This window comes from Mucilaginibacter sp. CAU 1740 (genome assembly GCF_039839285.1).
In the GTDB taxonomy this organism is placed as follows: domain Bacteria; phylum Bacteroidota; class Bacteroidia; order Sphingobacteriales; family Sphingobacteriaceae; genus Mucilaginibacter.
The window spans coordinates 25,045-41,003 of sequence record NZ_JBDOQS010000015.1 but is presented as its reverse complement, the minus strand read 5'-3'; the positions used below and the strand labels follow the sequence as shown (position 1 = coordinate 41,003).

17 protein-coding genes are annotated in these 15,959 nt (G+C 39.9%); 11 read left to right on the top strand and 6 right to left on the bottom strand.

Annotated features, from left to right (window positions below; translation table 11 throughout):
• The first annotated feature begins 134 nt into the window (after nt 1–134).
• The 4 genes from AAFN85_RS26245 (at nt 135) to AAFN85_RS26230 (ending at nt 3,395) form a co-directional block, all read left to right on the top strand.
• Nucleotides 135–347, top strand: coding sequence for a VF530 family protein (locus tag AAFN85_RS26245; protein ID WP_347530833.1), 213 nt, complete (start codon nt 135–137; stop codon nt 345–347).
• 84 nt (nt 348–431) lie between these two features.
• Nucleotides 432–1,250: a hypothetical protein gene (locus tag AAFN85_RS26240; RefSeq protein ID WP_347530832.1), complete on the top strand. Its 819-nt coding sequence runs from the start codon at nt 432–434 to the stop codon at nt 1,248–1,250.
• A gap of 84 nt (nt 1,251–1,334) precedes the next feature.
• Nucleotides 1,335–2,657 (top strand): MFS transporter, encoded by a 1,323-nt coding sequence (locus tag AAFN85_RS26235; protein ID WP_347530831.1) that lies wholly within the window; start codon nt 1,335–1,337, stop codon nt 2,655–2,657.
• A gap of 9 nt (nt 2,658–2,666) precedes the next feature.
• Nucleotides 2,667–3,395, top strand: coding sequence for a (Fe-S)-binding protein (locus AAFN85_RS26230; RefSeq protein ID WP_347530830.1), 729 nt, complete (start codon nt 2,667–2,669; stop codon nt 3,393–3,395).
• Between the two features lie 2 nt (nt 3,396–3,397).
• Here the strand turns inward: AAFN85_RS26230 and AAFN85_RS26225 are convergent, their stop codons facing one another.
• The 3 genes from AAFN85_RS26225 to AAFN85_RS26215 all read right to left on the bottom strand — a co-directional run bounded on the left by AAFN85_RS26225 (nt 3,398) and on the right by AAFN85_RS26215 (nt 5,992).
• On the bottom strand, nt 3,398–4,513 hold the full coding sequence (locus tag AAFN85_RS26225) for a hypothetical protein (RefSeq protein ID WP_347530829.1): 1,116 nt from the start codon (nt 4,511–4,513) through the stop codon (nt 3,398–3,400).
• Between the two features lie 9 nt (nt 4,514–4,522).
• Nucleotides 4,523–5,131: a hypothetical protein gene (locus AAFN85_RS26220; protein ID WP_347530828.1), complete on the bottom strand. Its 609-nt coding sequence runs from the start codon at nt 5,129–5,131 to the stop codon at nt 4,523–4,525.
• Nucleotides 5,132–5,227: 96 nt separating this feature from the next.
• On the bottom strand, nt 5,228–5,992 hold the full coding sequence (locus tag AAFN85_RS26215) for a hypothetical protein (protein WP_347530827.1): 765 nt from the start codon (nt 5,990–5,992) through the stop codon (nt 5,228–5,230).
• Nucleotides 5,993–6,166: 174 nt separating this feature from the next.
• On the opposite strand from AAFN85_RS26215, the gene mtaB reads away from it, so the two are divergent.
• Genes mtaB through AAFN85_RS26195 form a run of 4 tightly spaced genes read left to right on the top strand, consistent with a single transcriptional unit; the run spans nt 6,167 to nt 9,922 of the window.
• Nucleotides 6,167–7,486, top strand: a complete 1,320-nt coding sequence (gene mtaB / locus AAFN85_RS26210; RefSeq protein ID WP_347530825.1) for a tRNA (N(6)-L-threonylcarbamoyladenosine(37)-C(2))-methylthiotransferase MtaB — start codon at nt 6,167–6,169, stop codon at nt 7,484–7,486.
• Nucleotides 7,487–7,514: 28 nt separating this feature from the next.
• Nucleotides 7,515–8,684, top strand: a complete 1,170-nt coding sequence (locus AAFN85_RS26205; protein WP_347530824.1) for a prolipoprotein diacylglyceryl transferase — start codon at nt 7,515–7,517, stop codon at nt 8,682–8,684.
• Nucleotides 8,677–9,165, top strand: a complete 489-nt coding sequence (locus AAFN85_RS26200; protein WP_347530823.1) for a GtrA family protein — start codon at nt 8,677–8,679, stop codon at nt 9,163–9,165. The genes AAFN85_RS26205 and AAFN85_RS26200 overlap by 8 nt, the downstream gene beginning before the upstream one ends.
• Nucleotides 9,131–9,922, top strand: coding sequence for an inositol monophosphatase family protein (locus tag AAFN85_RS26195; RefSeq protein WP_347530822.1), 792 nt, complete (start codon nt 9,131–9,133; stop codon nt 9,920–9,922). Before AAFN85_RS26200 ends, AAFN85_RS26195 begins: the two co-directional genes overlap by 35 nt.
• 69 nt (nt 9,923–9,991) lie before the next feature.
• On the opposite strand, the gene AAFN85_RS26190 is transcribed toward AAFN85_RS26195, so the two are convergent.
• Nucleotides 9,992–10,498 (bottom strand): hypothetical protein, encoded by a 507-nt coding sequence (locus AAFN85_RS26190; RefSeq protein WP_347530821.1) that lies wholly within the window; start codon nt 10,496–10,498, stop codon nt 9,992–9,994.
• Nucleotides 10,499–10,922: 424 nt separating this feature from the next.
• Between AAFN85_RS26190 and AAFN85_RS26185 the strand changes: the two genes are divergently transcribed.
• Nucleotides 10,923–11,453: a hypothetical protein gene (locus AAFN85_RS26185; protein WP_347530820.1), complete on the top strand. Its 531-nt coding sequence runs from the start codon at nt 10,923–10,925 to the stop codon at nt 11,451–11,453.
• Nucleotides 11,454–11,567: 114 nt separating this feature from the next.
• Here AAFN85_RS26185 and AAFN85_RS26180 read toward each other — a convergent pair whose 3' ends face one another.
• The gene (locus AAFN85_RS26180) at nt 11,568–12,119 is read right to left on the bottom strand and encodes a NifU family protein (RefSeq protein WP_347530819.1); all 552 of its coding nucleotides are present in this window, start codon (nt 12,117–12,119) and stop codon (nt 11,568–11,570) included.
• Between the two features lie 208 nt (nt 12,120–12,327).
• Nucleotides 12,328–13,671 carry an adenylosuccinate lyase gene (purB, locus tag AAFN85_RS26175; RefSeq protein WP_347530818.1) on the bottom strand — a complete coding sequence of 448 codons (1,344 nt, stop codon included), beginning with the start codon at nt 13,669–13,671 and terminating at the stop codon, nt 12,328–12,330.
• 209 nt (nt 13,672–13,880) lie between these two features.
• Between purB and AAFN85_RS26170 the strand changes: the two genes are divergently transcribed.
• Both AAFN85_RS26170 and AAFN85_RS26165 read left to right on the top strand, forming a co-directional pair.
• Entirely contained in the window at nt 13,881–14,492 is a 612-nt protein-coding gene (locus AAFN85_RS26170; protein WP_347530817.1) for a TetR/AcrR family transcriptional regulator, read from the top strand.
• Between the two features lie 83 nt (nt 14,493–14,575).
• The gene (locus AAFN85_RS26165) at nt 14,576–15,925 is read left to right on the top strand and encodes a TolC family protein (protein WP_347530816.1); all 1,350 of its coding nucleotides are present in this window, start codon (nt 14,576–14,578) and stop codon (nt 15,923–15,925) included.
• The last annotated feature ends 34 nt before the right edge of the window (nt 15,926–15,959 follow it).

Below are 15,959 nucleotides of genomic sequence, written 5' to 3'. Positions count from 1 at the left end.
CGGTTTTTATGGGGCGCTATACCTGCTCTAAATTTAATAAATTTTATTATTTATTAAATACCAGCTAATAAGCGTTTAGTATTTAAACGGAATGTTAACAAATTAGGTTGTACTATTTTAATTACTTTTGTGCGATGGAACAGCAGCCCAATAACCCGCTCCACGGCAAAACACTCGAAGCTATAGTAACCGAACTGGTAGCCCATTATGGTTGGAAGGAGCTGGGGGCGCGCATCCGGATCAATTGTTTTAATGATAACCCGAGTATTAAATCGAGCCTGAAGTTTTTGCGCAAAACTGATTGGGCCAGGAAAAAGGTAGAAGACTTGTATATCAACCGCGACTAAATACACAAGAGGATCCGGTATTTACTTTTAAGCTTTGTGTTTTGATTTGTATTATGGATATTGGCACTATCCTAAACATAAAATATGAACACCTTCAAAAGCCTAATCCTTACTGTTTTATTATTTAAAATCACAACATCTTTTGCCCAGGTACCTTCCGAATTTGCTGCCGGGTTGAAACTGGTAGATGTTGATAAAGCAGCTGCTAAAGCAAATTTCCAGGCAGCAATGGTAAAAGATCCTTCGTTTTTTGGAACCTATCATTTTTTAGGTGTGTTTTGTTTAAATGAGCATAAGCCTGATTCGGCCATATGGTATTTTAAAAAGTCGATAGAGCTTAATAAGAACAATCCTGCAAACACAGCCGAATTTGCCTACGGACGTATTATTTTCACATACATCAGTATGCATGATTTTAAAAATGCTTTTGATGTAGCATGGCAAGCTTATAAGCTTTTTCCAGATAATAGTGGGTTGTCAGATCGTTTAAGAGATGTGTGCCTGTGGGCTTATTATACACAAAACAATAAACTGGATCCCAATTATTCTTCTTTCGACCCGCAAGCCGAATATGTAGTTAACAGCGTTGATGAAGAATATTTGATAACAAGGGCTATATTGATTGATGACCGTGATCTTAACGTAACAAGCCAAAGTTTGGGGAACAAAAACGGTGCGCGCTATGATGTTTTAACATGTTCGATAGGAGAAACCGGTAAAACTCAAAAAATAGATTTCAAAATAAACTGGGATATGGCTAAGTATCCGGGTGGCAATAGCGGGCCGCTTAACGATGTGATAGCAAATAGTCAAAAAACTGTTTACGAACGTGTTGGCGCGATGTATATAAAAGATAATAAAATAGACCTGGCCGCCGAGATCAAAAAAATGTTAAACGAGTAGTTAGCGTTTTATTTAAGGCCGAAGAAGGTGTATTGGTTTATAGGATTTTGCAACTACCAAAATTTGCCTACTTTTAGTTCGTAAATGGAAAACAAAAACAACAAGAAAACCATCCGGGCCTGGGCATTTTTTGATTGGGCCAATTCGGCTTATAACCTCGTAATTACCTCAACCATATTTCCGGCTTATTATGTAGCTATCACCTCCAATAAAGCCAATGGCGATAAGGTTAACTTTTTCGGCCACAGTTTTGTAAACACAGCGCTATCTGATTATGCATTATCGGCCGCTTACCTGGTGATGGTTTTGTTGTTGCCGATACTATCATCAATTGCTGATTATAAAGGGAATAAAAAGGCCTTCATGATCTTTTTTACTTTATTGGGGTCGGCCGCATGTTGCGCTTTATTTAATTTTGATAAAGATCACTTGGAAATGGGAATTATTTCCTTTGCATTGGCCGCAATAGGTTATGCAGGTGGGTTTGTGTTTTACAATTCATACCTTCCCGAAATTGCTACTGTAGATATGCAGGATAGCGTAAGCGCCAAAGGATTTACTTACGGCTACATAGGCAGCGTTTTATTGCAATTGATATGCGTGTTTTTTGTAATGAAAGGGAAGGCCTTCGGTATTGATCAGGCTCTGGCTTCCCGGCTTTCATTTTTATTGGTGGGATTATGGTGGATCGGTTTCGCTATTATTCCATTTTCTGTGTTGCCTAAAGGTAGCCCTAACGCACAAAAACACGATCATAATATTATTAAAGGTGGTTTTATTGAATTGGGACATGTTTGGAAAAAAGTGAAAGAAATGCCTTTGTTAAAAAGGTTTTTACCGTCTTTCTTTTTCTATTCGATGGGAGTGCAAACCATTATGCTGGTGGCAACCGGCTTTGCTGCCAAAGAACTTAAAATGGCAACGGAGCAATTAATTGCCATTATTTTGATCATCCAGCTGGTGGCAATTTTAGGTGCTACGCTAATGTCGCGTTTATCCAGCAAGTATGGCAACGTACGCGTATTGATAGGTGTGGTTGCATTATGGATAGCGGTTTGTGTTGCTGCTTACTTTACTTATACGCAAACTCAATTTTATATTATAGCCGTGGTAGTAGGCTTGGTAATGGGAGGGATCCAATCAATGTCGCGTTCTACCTACTCAAAATATCTTCCCGAAAACATTCCGGATACTGCTTCGTTTTTTAGTTTTTATGATGTTACCGAAAAGCTGGCGATAGTAGGCGGTGTGTTTAGCTTTGGCTTTTTTGAAGAGTTGACAGGCAGCCCGCGTAATTCGGTACTGGTGCTGGGTATATTTTTCATTGTCGGCCTTGTTTTATTGTTTTCTTTATTGAAGGCAGAGAAAAACGTTAATAGAAATTCGGATTTTAGCAGCCTTAAGTAATTTGTGCCGATGAATATTGAGTTGTTTATTCCTTGTTTTATCGATCAGTTGTTTCCTGCCACGGCATTCAATACCGTTAAGGTGCTTGAAAAGGCAGGTTGCAAAGTTAGTTACAACCCCGCCCAAACCTGTTGCGGACAGCCGGCATTTAACGCCGGTTTTTGGGACGATGCCAAGGCCATAGGTAGTAAATTTTTAAGCGATTTTTCGGCGGAGAGTGTGATCGTTTCTCCATCGGCCTCCTGCACAGGAATGGTGAAAAATTACTATAATGATCTGTTTACCAATACCGCTGTACATAACACCTGTCGCGCCATACAAGGCAACATCTACGAACTATCCGACTTTTTGATTAATATTATGGAGTTTGATTACTTCGGTGCCGAATTGGATGGCAAAGCGGTTTACCACGATAGCTGTGCCGCTCTGCGCGAATGCAAGATCAAAGAAGAACCCCGCAAACTACTCGAAAAAGTACACGGCCTGGAGCTGGTCGACCTTAAAGATGGTGAAACCTGCTGCGGCTTTGGGGGGACTTTTGCTGTTAAGTTTGATGGCATTTCTACAGCTATGGCACAGCAGAAGGTGGATAATGCCCTTGCTGCGGGGGCTGAATATATTATTTCTACAGATGCTTCATGTTTAATGCACTTGCAAGGGTATATCGATAAAAATAACTTGCCTATACAAACTATGCACCTAGCCGATGTTTTAGCATTGGGGTGGGGGAATGTGTAGCTTTATTGCTTGTAAAGCTTTATTTGCAAAGTATCCTTATTGATCACCGTATTCCATCGCATACTTTTGTCGATGTAATCGTCCTTTACAATAACTTTGGTGGTATCTCCGGTAGGACCGTTAAAAAATACATTTAGCACTTTACGGCGGTCATCATACTGATAACTACCAAACCACGCTTTCATATCATCAAAAACGTACGGGTTAGCCGAAAACGCTATTGTACCATCTTTTTCAATATAGATTTTATGAAATGATGATGCATGTTCTACCCATGCGTTTTCATTGTCGGGTTTGCCATTTCGCTTTAACTCAGTAACTTTCCATATCCCGGTAAATGGGGCCGGAGATGGTTTATTGGCAACGTAATGATACACGCTGTAAAAGGCAGTAACCAATAATAAAGGTATTACTATCGGTTTTAAAAAACTAAGTTTTATTGGAGGAATTATTGGCTTGCTCAGAAACAATACCTTAAGATCGTGCCATCGCAATAGTAATAAATAAACTAAGCTTACAGTTAGTATGATGGCAACTACAAGCGCTCCAAAAGCGATATCGTAAAACAGGTTAATGAGTACAATATTAAACATTACCGGCAACAATATGTAGGTGCCTAACAATGTAGTACGCCTGAACATCAGTAAAATACCACCCGAGATTTGGATGCAGCCCAAAATTACCGCGAAGGTATAAGAGTGGCCAAAGTAATACCAGGTAAGCGATAACCCATTTAAATGCCCCGCAGGTATATCATCTCTGAAATAATAATGAGCAAATTGTGTTTGACAGATTTTAGCGAAGCCATAAACGCTTATGGTATAAGCAACAAAGTAACGAATAATAGCCCTAAACCAGGCGTATTTGATGGTTGAACCGAATTGCGTTTTGCGTTCTTTAAGGTGCCAGTATATCGAATATCCAAGAGCAAGCAATACCGCCGCGCTCAATCCTTCAATCAGCCAGGTATCAAGCATTCGGCCAAAATACATATAGAAAGTTTGAGGTGCAAAAGAGGTGAGCAGCATATAAATACCGCATGCACCGGCTACAAAAACTAAAACAACCTCAAAAAATTTGCCCAGCCATGACGAGCTGGCGGCGGTTTCTGATTGCATAAAGCCGGTTTATTTCCTGTCAATATCCAAAATCCTGTCTTCTTTAGCCATATCGGCCAGTATACTTTTGGGCAAGCCTTGCTGTGCCAGATCATAAGCCGTATCACCCTTGGCTGCCATGTCGCTTAAGCCTTCTTCACGATCTGTTTCGTATTTGTTGAGGGCGAGATAAACAGTATCACCAACAATATGGTCAACCTTATATAAGGTATAATGGTCGTTTTTTAGTTTCACATGGTACACGTCGTTCTTTTTAGGGGTTAATACCCAACGGTTAATGCGTTCGGCAGTTTGTTTGGTGTGGATATAAGCAAATATCCCTATAACAATAACTACGCCTACGCCGCTAAATGTCCAAACCGGTGTTTTGGTTTGCCCCTTCAAATTATCGTAGCTTAACTTGAGCGAGGCTGGCATCTCTTTTAGTTTCAAAACCTGCTTGCAATGTAGGCATTGCGAAACGCCGGTTTTACCTATCGGAAAAAACGGGATCCAAAATATGTGTGCCCAGCGCTGAAAAACATTCATCTGTATGCTATTGGCAGTATTGCAGTTGGGGCAGGAAGCGTTTGCTATCTCGTTTTTAAGGAGTTTGGCTTTGGTACCGTATATGATCATTGTTTTATTGGTTTAGGATTTTTATCCGTTCGAAAATAGGGAAATAGGAGGGGATTATATAACTATTTTAGATGCTGTTTCTCTTTTACAGAGAGATCATAAGTACAGGCTCTCTATATTTAACAGTTCGGGCTTAATCACTTTAACTATTCTTAAATTTTCACTCGTGTCAGCAGGCGCTATAATTTTTTTGAACAATAAATAATTGACAATTTGCTGCGTTGTAATACTTGTCAATTTTGATTCAAATTCAGTTTCTATAGGGATTTCGGCTGCTCCGTACTTGTCAATCAATTCGCTCATCCTACCGAAGAAAGCATCAACAAATTGTTTTGGAAACCTTGGCGGATATGGATGATATTTAAAAGAGTGCCAGATTTTATCAGCCTGCTCATCTAAGTAACCTGAAAGCGACCTTCTGCCAAATCCAAAATTCCATTCGTCGGTTTCTATCATTACTTCATTTGCTAAATCTTCCTGCTTATCAAAATAGCGATGTTCTTTTTTCTCCCAAAATAAGTTAGCTCCTTCTAATGATTCTGTCGATTCGAGATGCATTATCGCCTTAACAAAATCAATATTCCGTAAAATGTGCTCCATCTTCAATATAAAGAACTTGAGATGCTGATCATCAAATATAGCCGCGCCGGTAGTCTGGGCATAGCTTATAACCATATTATCCCAGGTATAATTATAGGTAAGCATCCCTTCGTGATGATAAGTATCATAATCTCCAAGGCCGAAATCTGATGCAGATACGTGCGGAAACATCAAATCATTTCCTAATGATTTGATAAACTCTGCAGAGCGCAAGTAATCATTGTGTAAGGTGATCACACCATATATAATAGCCATTTCCATGCGATAGAATTAAGTTTATAAATGTAATATTTACATTTTTTGATGATCTGTTCTGTTTGATGCAGATAAGGTAATACTTTTCAACCATCTGTAATGCCGTTGCTACTTTTACCGTAGCATGAAATTTACCCACTTAGGCATTTCTTTAAAAAACTGTATCTTTGCCGTTTCAAAATGAATAAGAAAGTCGCTTTTTACACTTTAGGCTGCAAGCTGAATTACTCGGAGACCTCATCTATTGGTCGCCTGTTTAACCAAGCTGGCTATGATACTGTTGGCTTTACCGATAAGCCAGATGTTTTTGTTATCAATACCTGCTCGGTTACTGATAATGCCGATAAAAAGTGTAAGAAGATAGTTAAGGAAGCGCTTAAGATTTCGCCTAATGCTTACGTTACCATCGTAGGTTGCTACGCGCAGTTAAAACCACAGGAAATTGCCGAAATTCCCGGTGTTGACATGGTGCTTGGCGCTGCCGAAAAATTCCAGATCATTGATCATATCAGCGATCTGACCAAACGCCCTAAGGCGCTTGTATTCAATCAGCCGGTATCGGAAGCTAACGAGTTTGTTCCCGCTTATTCATTTGGCGACCGTACCCGCACATTTTTAAAGGTGCAGGATGGTTGTGATTACTCTTGTACTTTCTGTACCATTCCGCTGGCCCGTGGTTCAAGCCGTAGTGACACTATCGAAAACGTATTGGAGCAGGCCAGGCAAATTGCCGCATCAGGTGTAAAAGAAATTGTACTTACCGGTGTAAACCTTGGCGATTTCGGTATCCGCAATGGCAAACGCGAAGATAAATTCTTCGACCTGGTTAAAGCGCTGGATGAAGTAGAAGGTATCGACCGTTTCAGGATCTCATCTATCGAACCAAATTTATTAACCGACGAGATCATCGCTTTTGTAGCAACCTCAAAACGTTTTGTTCCGCATTTCCATATTCCGCTACAGTCAGGTTCGGATAAGATTTTAGGATTGATGCGCCGCCGTTACAAGCGCGACCTGTATGTAAACAGGGTTGAGAAAATTAAAGAACTGATGCCTGATTGCTGTATCGGTGTGGATGTGATAGTAGGCTTCCCCGGCGAAACCCGTGAGGATTTTATCGATACCTATAATTTCCTGAACGACCTGAATATTTCATACCTGCACGTATTTACCTACTCAGAAAGGGAAAACACCCTTGCCGCCCAGATGACAGGTGCTGTGCCGGGTTCATCACGTGGCGAAAGGAGTAAAATGCTGCATATCCTATCGGATAAAAAACGCCGTGCTTTTTACGAAAGCCAACTCAATAAAACCGAGGAAGTTTTGTTTGAGGGCGACATTAAAGACGGCTTTATGCACGGCTTTACCCGCAACTACGTAAAGGTGCGCACCAAGTACGATCCCGTACTGGTGAACGAATTAAAAACCGTTCATTTAACCAATATTTCACCTGATGGTGATGTTGAAATAACAGAAGGCGAAGAAATATTAGTGCATTAAACTTTATATTCGCCCTAAAATTTAACCTATGTTCCCTACGTTAACCTCGCTGTTACAATACCTTTTCGGTTTTAATCTTCCGCTGCCTATACAAACGTTCGGCTTTTTTGTGGCCATTGCTTTTGTAGGCGGATATTGGGCTTTTGGGCAGGAATTTAAACGGAAGGAAGCATTGGGCATTCTCCATTCATTTAAAAAAACTGTTACGAGGGGCTTACCTGCGTCAACTGGCGAACTTGTAGGTAACGGGATTTTTGGCTTTGTATTAGGTTATAAAATTATTGATTGCGCGCTTAACTATCATGAACTGATAGACAACCCGCAAGGCTTTTTATTATCACTAAGAGGTAACTGGATTGGCGGTTTATTAGGTGCGGCCATATTTGCTTACTGGGCTTGGCACGAAGCAAACAAACAGAAAAAAGATAAACCCCAAACTGTTGTGATTGACGTTCAGCCGCACGAGTTATTGGGCAGCATATTGCTTTGGGCGGCGGTATTTGGTTTTGCCGGGGCCAAGCTGTTTAACGCGCTTGAAAACTGGGGCGATTTTATGAAAGACCCCGTTGGTATGCTAATAGGCTTTAGTGGCCTTACATTTTACGGCGGTTTAATATGCGGCGGCGCTGCTGTTTTGTATATAGCCAAAAAAAACGGTGTTAAACCTTTGGATATGCTTGATATTGGCGGCCCCGGTATGATGCTGGCTTACGGCTTAGGCCGTATAGGTTGCCAAATGAGCGGCGACGGTGATTGGGGCATAGTAAATACCGCGCCTAAACCAGGCTGGTTAAGCTGGGCACCCGATTGGATGTGGAGTTTCAAGTTTCCGCACAATGTTAACGACGAGGGGATACAAATGGTTAGTTGCGCGGGCAAATTCTGCCATGAATTACCACTTCCGGTTTATCCAACATCATTTTACGAGAGTGTAATTTGTTTATTACTGTTCTTTGTATTATGGAAAATAAGGCACAATTTTAAAGCTCCGGGCGTTTTGTTTGGCATATATATGATATTGGCTGGTGTTGAGCGTTTTATTATCGAGCTTATCAGGGTTAATACAAAATACACGGTTGCCGGTATTTCGTTTACCCAGGCCGAAATGATCTCGGTGATCATGGTATTGGGTGGAACTGCGCTCATCGTAAACGGACTGAACAAACAAAAGAAAACGCTGGGGGCTACAAATGGCTAAAAGCTCTTCAACACATAAGCTACTTCAAAACCAGGTTTTTAGATTCGTGCTTTCGGCAGGTGCCGGTTTTTTGGTAGATGTATCTGCTTTTTACTTGTTTTACCATAACCTGTTGGTACAACACACTTATAAAATATTGGGTATTACATTGCGTAATTACACAGTATCGTTAGCCCTTTCGTTTTTTATGGGCGTGCTGGTTAATTTCCTGATCACCCGTTACATGGTTTTTAACGAATCGAAATCCGCACCGCAAAAACAGTTTATCCGCTTTGTAACTGTGGCTACCGTTGGCTTTTTCGCTAACCTTACGGTAGTTAAAATATTAATTCAGGCCTGTAATTTTAACCCTACAGTAGCCCGGATCTCGGCTGCGCTCAGTCTCTTCTTTGCCAGCTTTTTTATACATAAAGTTTTTTCATTCAGCCTTTCATTAAAACGTAACCATGCAAACGGCCAACATAACCAACCAGGTAACTGAAGTAGCAAAACAAGCCGGAGGTTTTATCCGCCAGGAACGTAAAGCTTTTGATCCGGATAAGATTGAGTACAAGGGCCTCAACGATATGGTATCGTACGTTGATAAAACCGCAGAGCAAATGATCGTAGCCGGCCTGAGCAAGATCCTGCCCGAAGCCGGTTTCATTACCGAAGAAAAAACAACCACCAAAATAGGTGAACGTTATAACTGGATCATTGATCCGCTGGATGGGACTACCAATTTTATCCATGGCGTACCCGCTTTTTCTGTAAGTATTGCCCTGAAAGAATATGACGAACTAATTTCAGGAGTAGTATATGAAGTTAATCTTGATGAATGCTTTTACGCCTCGAACGATACCCCGGCCTATCTGAATGGCAAAGAGATCAGCGTAAGTAAAAATGCAACCATTGGTACCGGTTTACTGGCTACAGGTTTCCCGTATTATGATTTTACTAAACAAGCCGCTTACATCGAGGTATTTACCGAATTAATGCGCAGCAGCCACGGCTTAAGGCGCTTAGGGTCGGCAGCAGTTGATTTGGCTTATACTGCGTGTGGGCGCTTTGATGCTTTTTATGAGTATAACCTGAACGCCTGGGATGTTGCGGCCGGAATTGTTATCGTTAAACAAGCCGGGGGCGAAGTCGTGAATTTTAAAGGTGGGAGTGAAGTGTTGGAAGCCCGTGAATTACTTGCTACCAATGGAAAAATAACAGAGGAAATGCTTGAAGTGATACAAAAGTATTTTCATTGACATCTGCCCCTTAGTTTACATTAGCTATTAGTTATTGTTGCTGCGCTTTTACGTTTTCCAATCCCTATACTAAAAGATCTTTTTTATGATGGTCACGATTATCCAAGCAATAAAAAATAACATCGCGATAGCAACAATACGTACAGCTGGATCATTCTTTTCAAATTTTTTAGCCTGTCGTTTTTTAGCAGAAGCTTCTTGTACGCTATCGTTTTCAAAATCAATATGCTCTTGCTTTTGCAGAAATGCTTTTTCGGCTTCCTCATTTTCAAAATGAAATTGCTTAACCTGTACTTTGATAGTTCCGTACTCAGTTTGCTTAATTTCCGAAAATTCGTTTTTTAATGTGTCTGTAACCGCGTTCCCTATTGCATTTGAAAACACATTTTCCATCGTTTTTGAAAAATCACCTCCTGCATTATTAAAAAAGTCATTTCCCGCCGTATTAAAAAAATCATTGCTCGCTTGTTTTTGATTATAAACTGTTGAGCAATAGGTGCATTTAATAGTTTGATTGGTGCTTGCCGGTAATACGGCTCCACAGTTTTTACAATTCAGTAGTTCTTCGGCTTGCATCGTTTAAATAATCAGGATAAATAAAAATTATCGCCTTATTAAAATGTGATATCGCAACAGATTTTTAAGGTTCAGACTGCTAAAATAAAAAACTTACTAACTAAAAGTAATATTGATTTTAAGGTTATAAGTAACATAGGTACTTGATAAGGCGATACGTAGATAATTATGTTGCGTATGCTGCACAATGATATATTTGTAATGACAAATAACACCTTATCATGAAGCCCTTTTTTCTCCTTTGCTTTGTTTTAGCCATTTGCTTTAATAATCTGTCGGCTCAGCAATTAAATAAATCAATCAATATAGATTCTCTTTTAAAGAGCTTATAAAGAATATTCCGGATGACAGGAAGCAAGAATTTATAGACGCGTATAATTCCGGGTCAGAGCAAAATAAAGCCGGTATTTTATTTGTATTATCGATGCCAAAAAGTTCTAAAAAAGAATTGATCGCAAATGTTAAAGCCAACTATGAGCAGATCATTTTATTGAAAAGCCGATATGCAAAACTGGTTCCCCGCAATTATACGGTATCAATTGAGTTTGAACCAGAAAATAGAATTTTCAATATTAAGGAGAGTATTGATTTAAAGATCACTGCAATAAAAAATAAAGAAACAACCGTTACACAGGATTGGCAGCTTGAGCCTGATGGAGAGAAGCTTAATAAAATGCTCAAAATAGTTAGTTGGAATAAAGAAACCCTCAAAACCATTAAAAGGTTACTCATTGAAGCCCATTGTATTTCTATTGAAAATGGAAAAAACACTGAGATCGGTTTCGCCAGGAGCGGATTAGGGATGTATTCGTACTTGCTACTTGATCAACCTTTAGGAGAGAGACAGAAACAAGTTTATAATGATAGTTGTAGATATATACCCTATAACAATAGCGTTGTATTGGAATATGAAGGCGGAGCTGCCGGTCCTCAATGTTTTCCTGATCGCGATTAATTTTCTTAATTCCCTAAAACAAATAAGGTGTCGGTTATTAAACCGACACCTTATTTGTTTATTTATAACTGCAATTTATCCATCAATGAAATCATTATGGAAAATTGAAATATATTAAAGTGCTTCAGATACTACCTCGGTAACTTCAGGCACCATACGTTTCAATAAATTCTCAATACCTGCTTTAAGCGTAACAGTTGACGAAGGGCAACCACTGCATGAACCGCGAAGTTCAACAGTTACAACGCCTTCATTAAACGAACGGTAAGAAATAGCGCCGCCATCCTGCTCAACAGCCGGACGAACGTAATCGTGAAGGATCTGCTGAATTTTTACTTCGGTATCTGTGCCTTCAAAGTTACCGGCTTCGGCTTCTTCTTCCAGTTGGATCTTTAATTCAGATTCGATGGCGCCTTTAACAAACTCTTTCATTATCGGCTCAACATCTGCCCAATCGCTGCCTTCGGCTTTGGTAATGGTTACAAAGTTGCTGGCAAAAAATACACCGTTCACAAACGAAAACTTGTAAAGCTCTTTTGCAAATGGTGATTTTTCGGCGCTTTCCTTAGTAGGGAAGTCAACACTGCCGTTGATAAGCAGTTTGTTAACTATGAATTTCATAGTTGCCGGGTTGGGCGTTAATTCGGTATATACGTTGATATTCATCGTTTCGTGTTTTTATTCAATCTTAATTAACAAATTTAAACAGCTTTTTTGTTAAAAGCTACCCTAAACTTTGTTATGACATTTCTTTGATGTGCAGATTATCGATGTGCAAATGTGCAGATGCAAAATGTGCAGATTATTTCAAATCAAAACATCATCTTTTTAATAAATCATTTGCACACTTGCACATTTGAAATCTGCACATCTATTAAATCCCTGTATAATTTAACGGCGTTATCTTTTTCAATTCTTCTTTTACGGCGTCGCTTACCTGCAGGTTGTCAACAAATTCGGCAATGGTTGTTGCGTTGATCTGTTGGTTGGTACGGGTAAGGTCTTTCAGTGCCTCGTATGGGTTTGGATATCCTTCGCGCCTTAAAATGGTTTGGATAGCTTCGGCAACAACAGGCCAGTTAGCTTCCAAATCTGCATTAATAGCATCTGTATTTAACAGCAATTTGTTCAGGCCACGAACGGTTGATTTAATAGCTATTAAAGTATGTGCAAATGGTACGCCGATATTCCTTAACACGGTCGAATCGGTTAAGTCGCGCTGCAACCTTGAGATAGGTAACTTAGCAGCAAGATGCTCAAATAACGCATTGGCTATACCTAAGTTACCTTCCGAGTTTTCAAAATCGATAGGGTTAACCTTGTGTGGCATGGCCGATGAGCCTACTTCGCCCGCTTTAATTTTTTGTTTGAAGTAGTTCATGGATATGTAAGTCCACATGTCCCGGTCCAGATCTATCAGGATATTGTTAACGCGTTTCAACGCATCACATTGGGCAGCGAAGTTATCGTAATGCTCAATCTGGGTAGTGTACTGTGAACGTTTAAGGCCAAGGATATTGTTTACAAAGTTGTTGCCGAATGCTTTCCAGTCGATAGCCGGGTAAGCAATGTTGTGCGCGTTAAAGTTACCGGTAGCGCCGCCAAACTTAGCCGAATTTGGGATTGGTTTTAACAACTCCAGCTGAGCTTCCAAACGTTCAACAAAAACTTCTATCTCTTTACCTAAACGGGTTGGTGATGCTGGTTGGCCATGGGTATGAGCCAACAATGGGATATCTTTCCAATCATTAGCAAATGATTTTAAGATACTAACCAAATCATTAATAGCAGGGTAGTAGCTATTATTCAACGCCAGTTTAAAGGTGTAGGGGATAGCTGTGTTGTTAATATCCTGCGAGGTAAGGCCGAAGTGGATAAACTCTTTAAATGCTTCTAAGCCTAATTTATCAAACTCTCCTTTAATAAAATATTCAACCGCTTTAACATCGTGATTGGTTGTTTTTTCGATCACTTTTATACTTTCAGCGTCAGCTTCCGAAAAATTCCTGTAAATGTCGCGTAACTTTTCTGATAAATTTTTATCAAAAGCCTGTAACTGAGGTAGTGGATGCTCAGCAAGCGCGATAAAATATTCTATCTCAACAAACACACGGTACTTGATCAAGGCATATTCTGAAAAGTATGCGGCAAGATCTGCGGTGGTGTTTCTATAACGGCCATCAATAGGCGAGATCGCTGAAAGTGAAGTAAGCGTCATATATATTAAAAGAGTGGGTGATAATTTTTTGCAAAGGTAATCATTTTTGAAAAGCCTTTGGCAGATTAAAACCTCTGCGATTAAACACCTGAACAACAAGCTTTAACTAAACGGATTTTAAAATGAACAATTATTTGTAATAAGAAATTAAAAACCATAGGAAACTTTGTAATCAAAAAATGTTTCCATAGTTTTGACCCGGAAAGTCAATGAGTCAAACAGAAAGAATTATTAAAGGAGCTGAAGACCTGTTTTTAACATCAGGTATCCGCAGTATCACTATGGATGATATTGCAAGGCACCTCGGCATGTCGAAAAAAACAATTTACCAGTTTTTTAAGGATAAAAATGAATTGGTTTCGGCACTGACGAGGAAGAAACTACAGGAAGATGAAGACCAGATCAACGATATAGTTGCCAATTCAAATAACGTGATCGAGGAAATGATGAACATGAATAAATGCTCGGAAGATATTTTTTCACGCATCAACCCGGTAGTGATCCATGATCTGCAGCGGTATCATCCCGAAGCCTGGAACGATTTTCAAAAATTTAAGGCCGAGTTTTTAACCCAGAAAATGGAAGAGCTTTTAACCAAAGGAATGGGGCAGGGCTATATCCGTACGGATATTGATGTAAAGATCATAGCCCGCATGCGGGTTAACCAGGTTGAGCTTGGTTTTAACACCTCAATATTTCCGGTAGCTGAGTTTAACCCATGGAAAGTGCAGATCCAGTTTCTTGATCACTTTAACTATGGGGTATGCACGCTGGAGGGTTACAAGCTGCTTGACGAGTACAAAAAAAATAATAATGAATAAGATGCTGACATAGGGCTGTCAGCCATAGCCCGAAATTTGTGGCGATCCAATTAACCGAATAATCACTCAATCACCATATATAAATGAAATATTTACTCTACACGGCAACGCTAATTTGCTCCATAGCTGTTAAAAGCTATGCGCAGGAGGCACCGCCAAATGCACAAACCTTTAACTTTAGTGTGCAGGATTGTGTTAACTACGCCTACGAACACCAAAATGCGGTGGTGAACGCAGGACTGGATATCAAAAGCGCCGAATATAAGGTTAAGGAAACAACAGGGATCGGTTTACCGCAGATCAGCGGTACGGCCTCATTTCAGGATTATTTAAAAATACCAACCACTTTATTGCCCGGTGAATTTTTTGGCGCGCCCGGTACATTTATCCCGGTTAAGTTTGGTGTAAAGTATCAATCAAACCTTGGTGTAAGCTTAAACCAGATCCTGTTTAACGGTAGTTATCTTGTAGGGTTGAAAGCTTCAAAAACCTATCGTGAACTTTCACAACGAAATTATACCCGTTCAAAAATAGCGGCCAATGTTGCTGTAACCAAAGCTTATTACCAGGTATTGGTAAGCAATGAACAGATAAAACTTTACGATGCCAACATTGCCCAGTTAAAACAACAGGTTGACCAAACCGTAGCGCAAAACAAACAAGGTTTTGTAGAAAAGATCGATGTAGATCGCATTACCGTACAATACAATAACCTGGTAACCAGTCGTGAAAACATTGTGCGCTCATTGGCATTGAATTACGAGATGCTGAAATTTCAGATGGGGATGCCGATCGAGAACAGCTTGGTACTTACCGATAAGCTAAGCGATATCAACCTGGATAATAATGTTGCCGAAATGACCACCGATACCTCGTTTTATCATAACCGAATAGAATACGCCTTGCAGGAAACCCAGAAAAAGCTGAACGAGCTTGACCTGAGCAATAAAAAGTCATCTTATTTACCTACGCTTAATGCCAACGGCAGCTATGCAGCATCATACCAGGATAACAACTTTAATAAGCTTTACAGCCAGGTGTTCCCTTCAAGCTATATCGGCTTAACGCTTAATGTACCCATTTTTAGTGGGGGCCAAAGGCTTAACCAGGTAAGGCAGGCAAAAATTGTGGTTCAGCAGTCATCAAACAACCTCAATAACCTTAAAAACTCTATTAATCTTGAAGCCAAGGTAGCTACCGTGTCATATATTAATGGCTTACAAACCCTTAATAACCAAAAACGCAACCAGGAGCTGGCGCAGGAAGTTTTGCGGGTATCTAAAATAAAATACCAGCAGGGTGTAGGCTCAAGTATAGAGGTTACGCAGGCGCAAACCAGCCTTGAAGATGCTGATAATAAATATATACAAGGATTGTATGATGCATTGGTAAGCAAGGTTGACCTGGATAACGCTTACGGACGTATTAAATAAACAACAACGCTCAACTCACTATATAACAATGAAA

Bases quoted from the DNA above. Each gene is read 5' to 3' on its own strand.
- AAFN85_RS26180 (WP_347530819.1), bottom strand. From the start codon at position 12,119: ATGAATATCAACGTATATACCGAATTAACGCCCAACCCGGCAACTATG.
- AAFN85_RS26190 (WP_347530821.1), bottom strand. From the start codon at position 10,498: ATGCAAGCCGAAGAACTACTGAATTGTAAAAACTGTGGAGCCGTATTA.
- AAFN85_RS26165 (WP_347530816.1), top strand. From the start codon at position 14,576: ATGAAATATTTACTCTACACGGCAACGCTAATTTGCTCCATAGCTGTT.
- mtaB (WP_347530825.1), top strand. From the start codon at position 6,167: ATGAATAAGAAAGTCGCTTTTTACACTTTAGGCTGCAAGCTGAATTAC.
- AAFN85_RS26195 (WP_347530822.1), top strand. From the start codon at position 9,131: ATGCAAACGGCCAACATAACCAACCAGGTAACTGAAGTAGCAAAACAA.
- AAFN85_RS26205 (WP_347530824.1), top strand. From the start codon at position 7,515: ATGTTCCCTACGTTAACCTCGCTGTTACAATACCTTTTCGGTTTTAAT.
- AAFN85_RS26230 (WP_347530830.1), top strand. From the start codon at position 2,667: ATGAATATTGAGTTGTTTATTCCTTGTTTTATCGATCAGTTGTTTCCT.
- AAFN85_RS26185 (WP_347530820.1), top strand. From the start codon at position 10,923: ATGCCAAAAAGTTCTAAAAAAGAATTGATCGCAAATGTTAAAGCCAAC.
- AAFN85_RS26170 (WP_347530817.1), top strand. From the start codon at position 13,881: ATGAGTCAAACAGAAAGAATTATTAAAGGAGCTGAAGACCTGTTTTTA.
- AAFN85_RS26220 (WP_347530828.1), bottom strand. From the start codon at position 5,131: ATGATCATATACGGTACCAAAGCCAAACTCCTTAAAAACGAGATAGCA.
- purB (WP_347530818.1), bottom strand. From the start codon at position 13,671: ATGACGCTTACTTCACTTTCAGCGATCTCGCCTATTGATGGCCGTTAT.
- AAFN85_RS26215 (WP_347530827.1), bottom strand. From the start codon at position 5,992: ATGGAAATGGCTATTATATATGGTGTGATCACCTTACACAATGATTAC.
- AAFN85_RS26240 (WP_347530832.1), top strand. From the start codon at position 432: ATGAACACCTTCAAAAGCCTAATCCTTACTGTTTTATTATTTAAAATC.
- AAFN85_RS26245 (WP_347530833.1), top strand. From the start codon at position 135: ATGGAACAGCAGCCCAATAACCCGCTCCACGGCAAAACACTCGAAGCT.
- AAFN85_RS26225 (WP_347530829.1), bottom strand. From the start codon at position 4,513: ATGCAATCAGAAACCGCCGCCAGCTCGTCATGGCTGGGCAAATTTTTT.
- AAFN85_RS26200 (WP_347530823.1), top strand. From the start codon at position 8,677: ATGGCTAAAAGCTCTTCAACACATAAGCTACTTCAAAACCAGGTTTTT.
- AAFN85_RS26235 (WP_347530831.1), top strand. From the start codon at position 1,335: ATGGAAAACAAAAACAACAAGAAAACCATCCGGGCCTGGGCATTTTTT.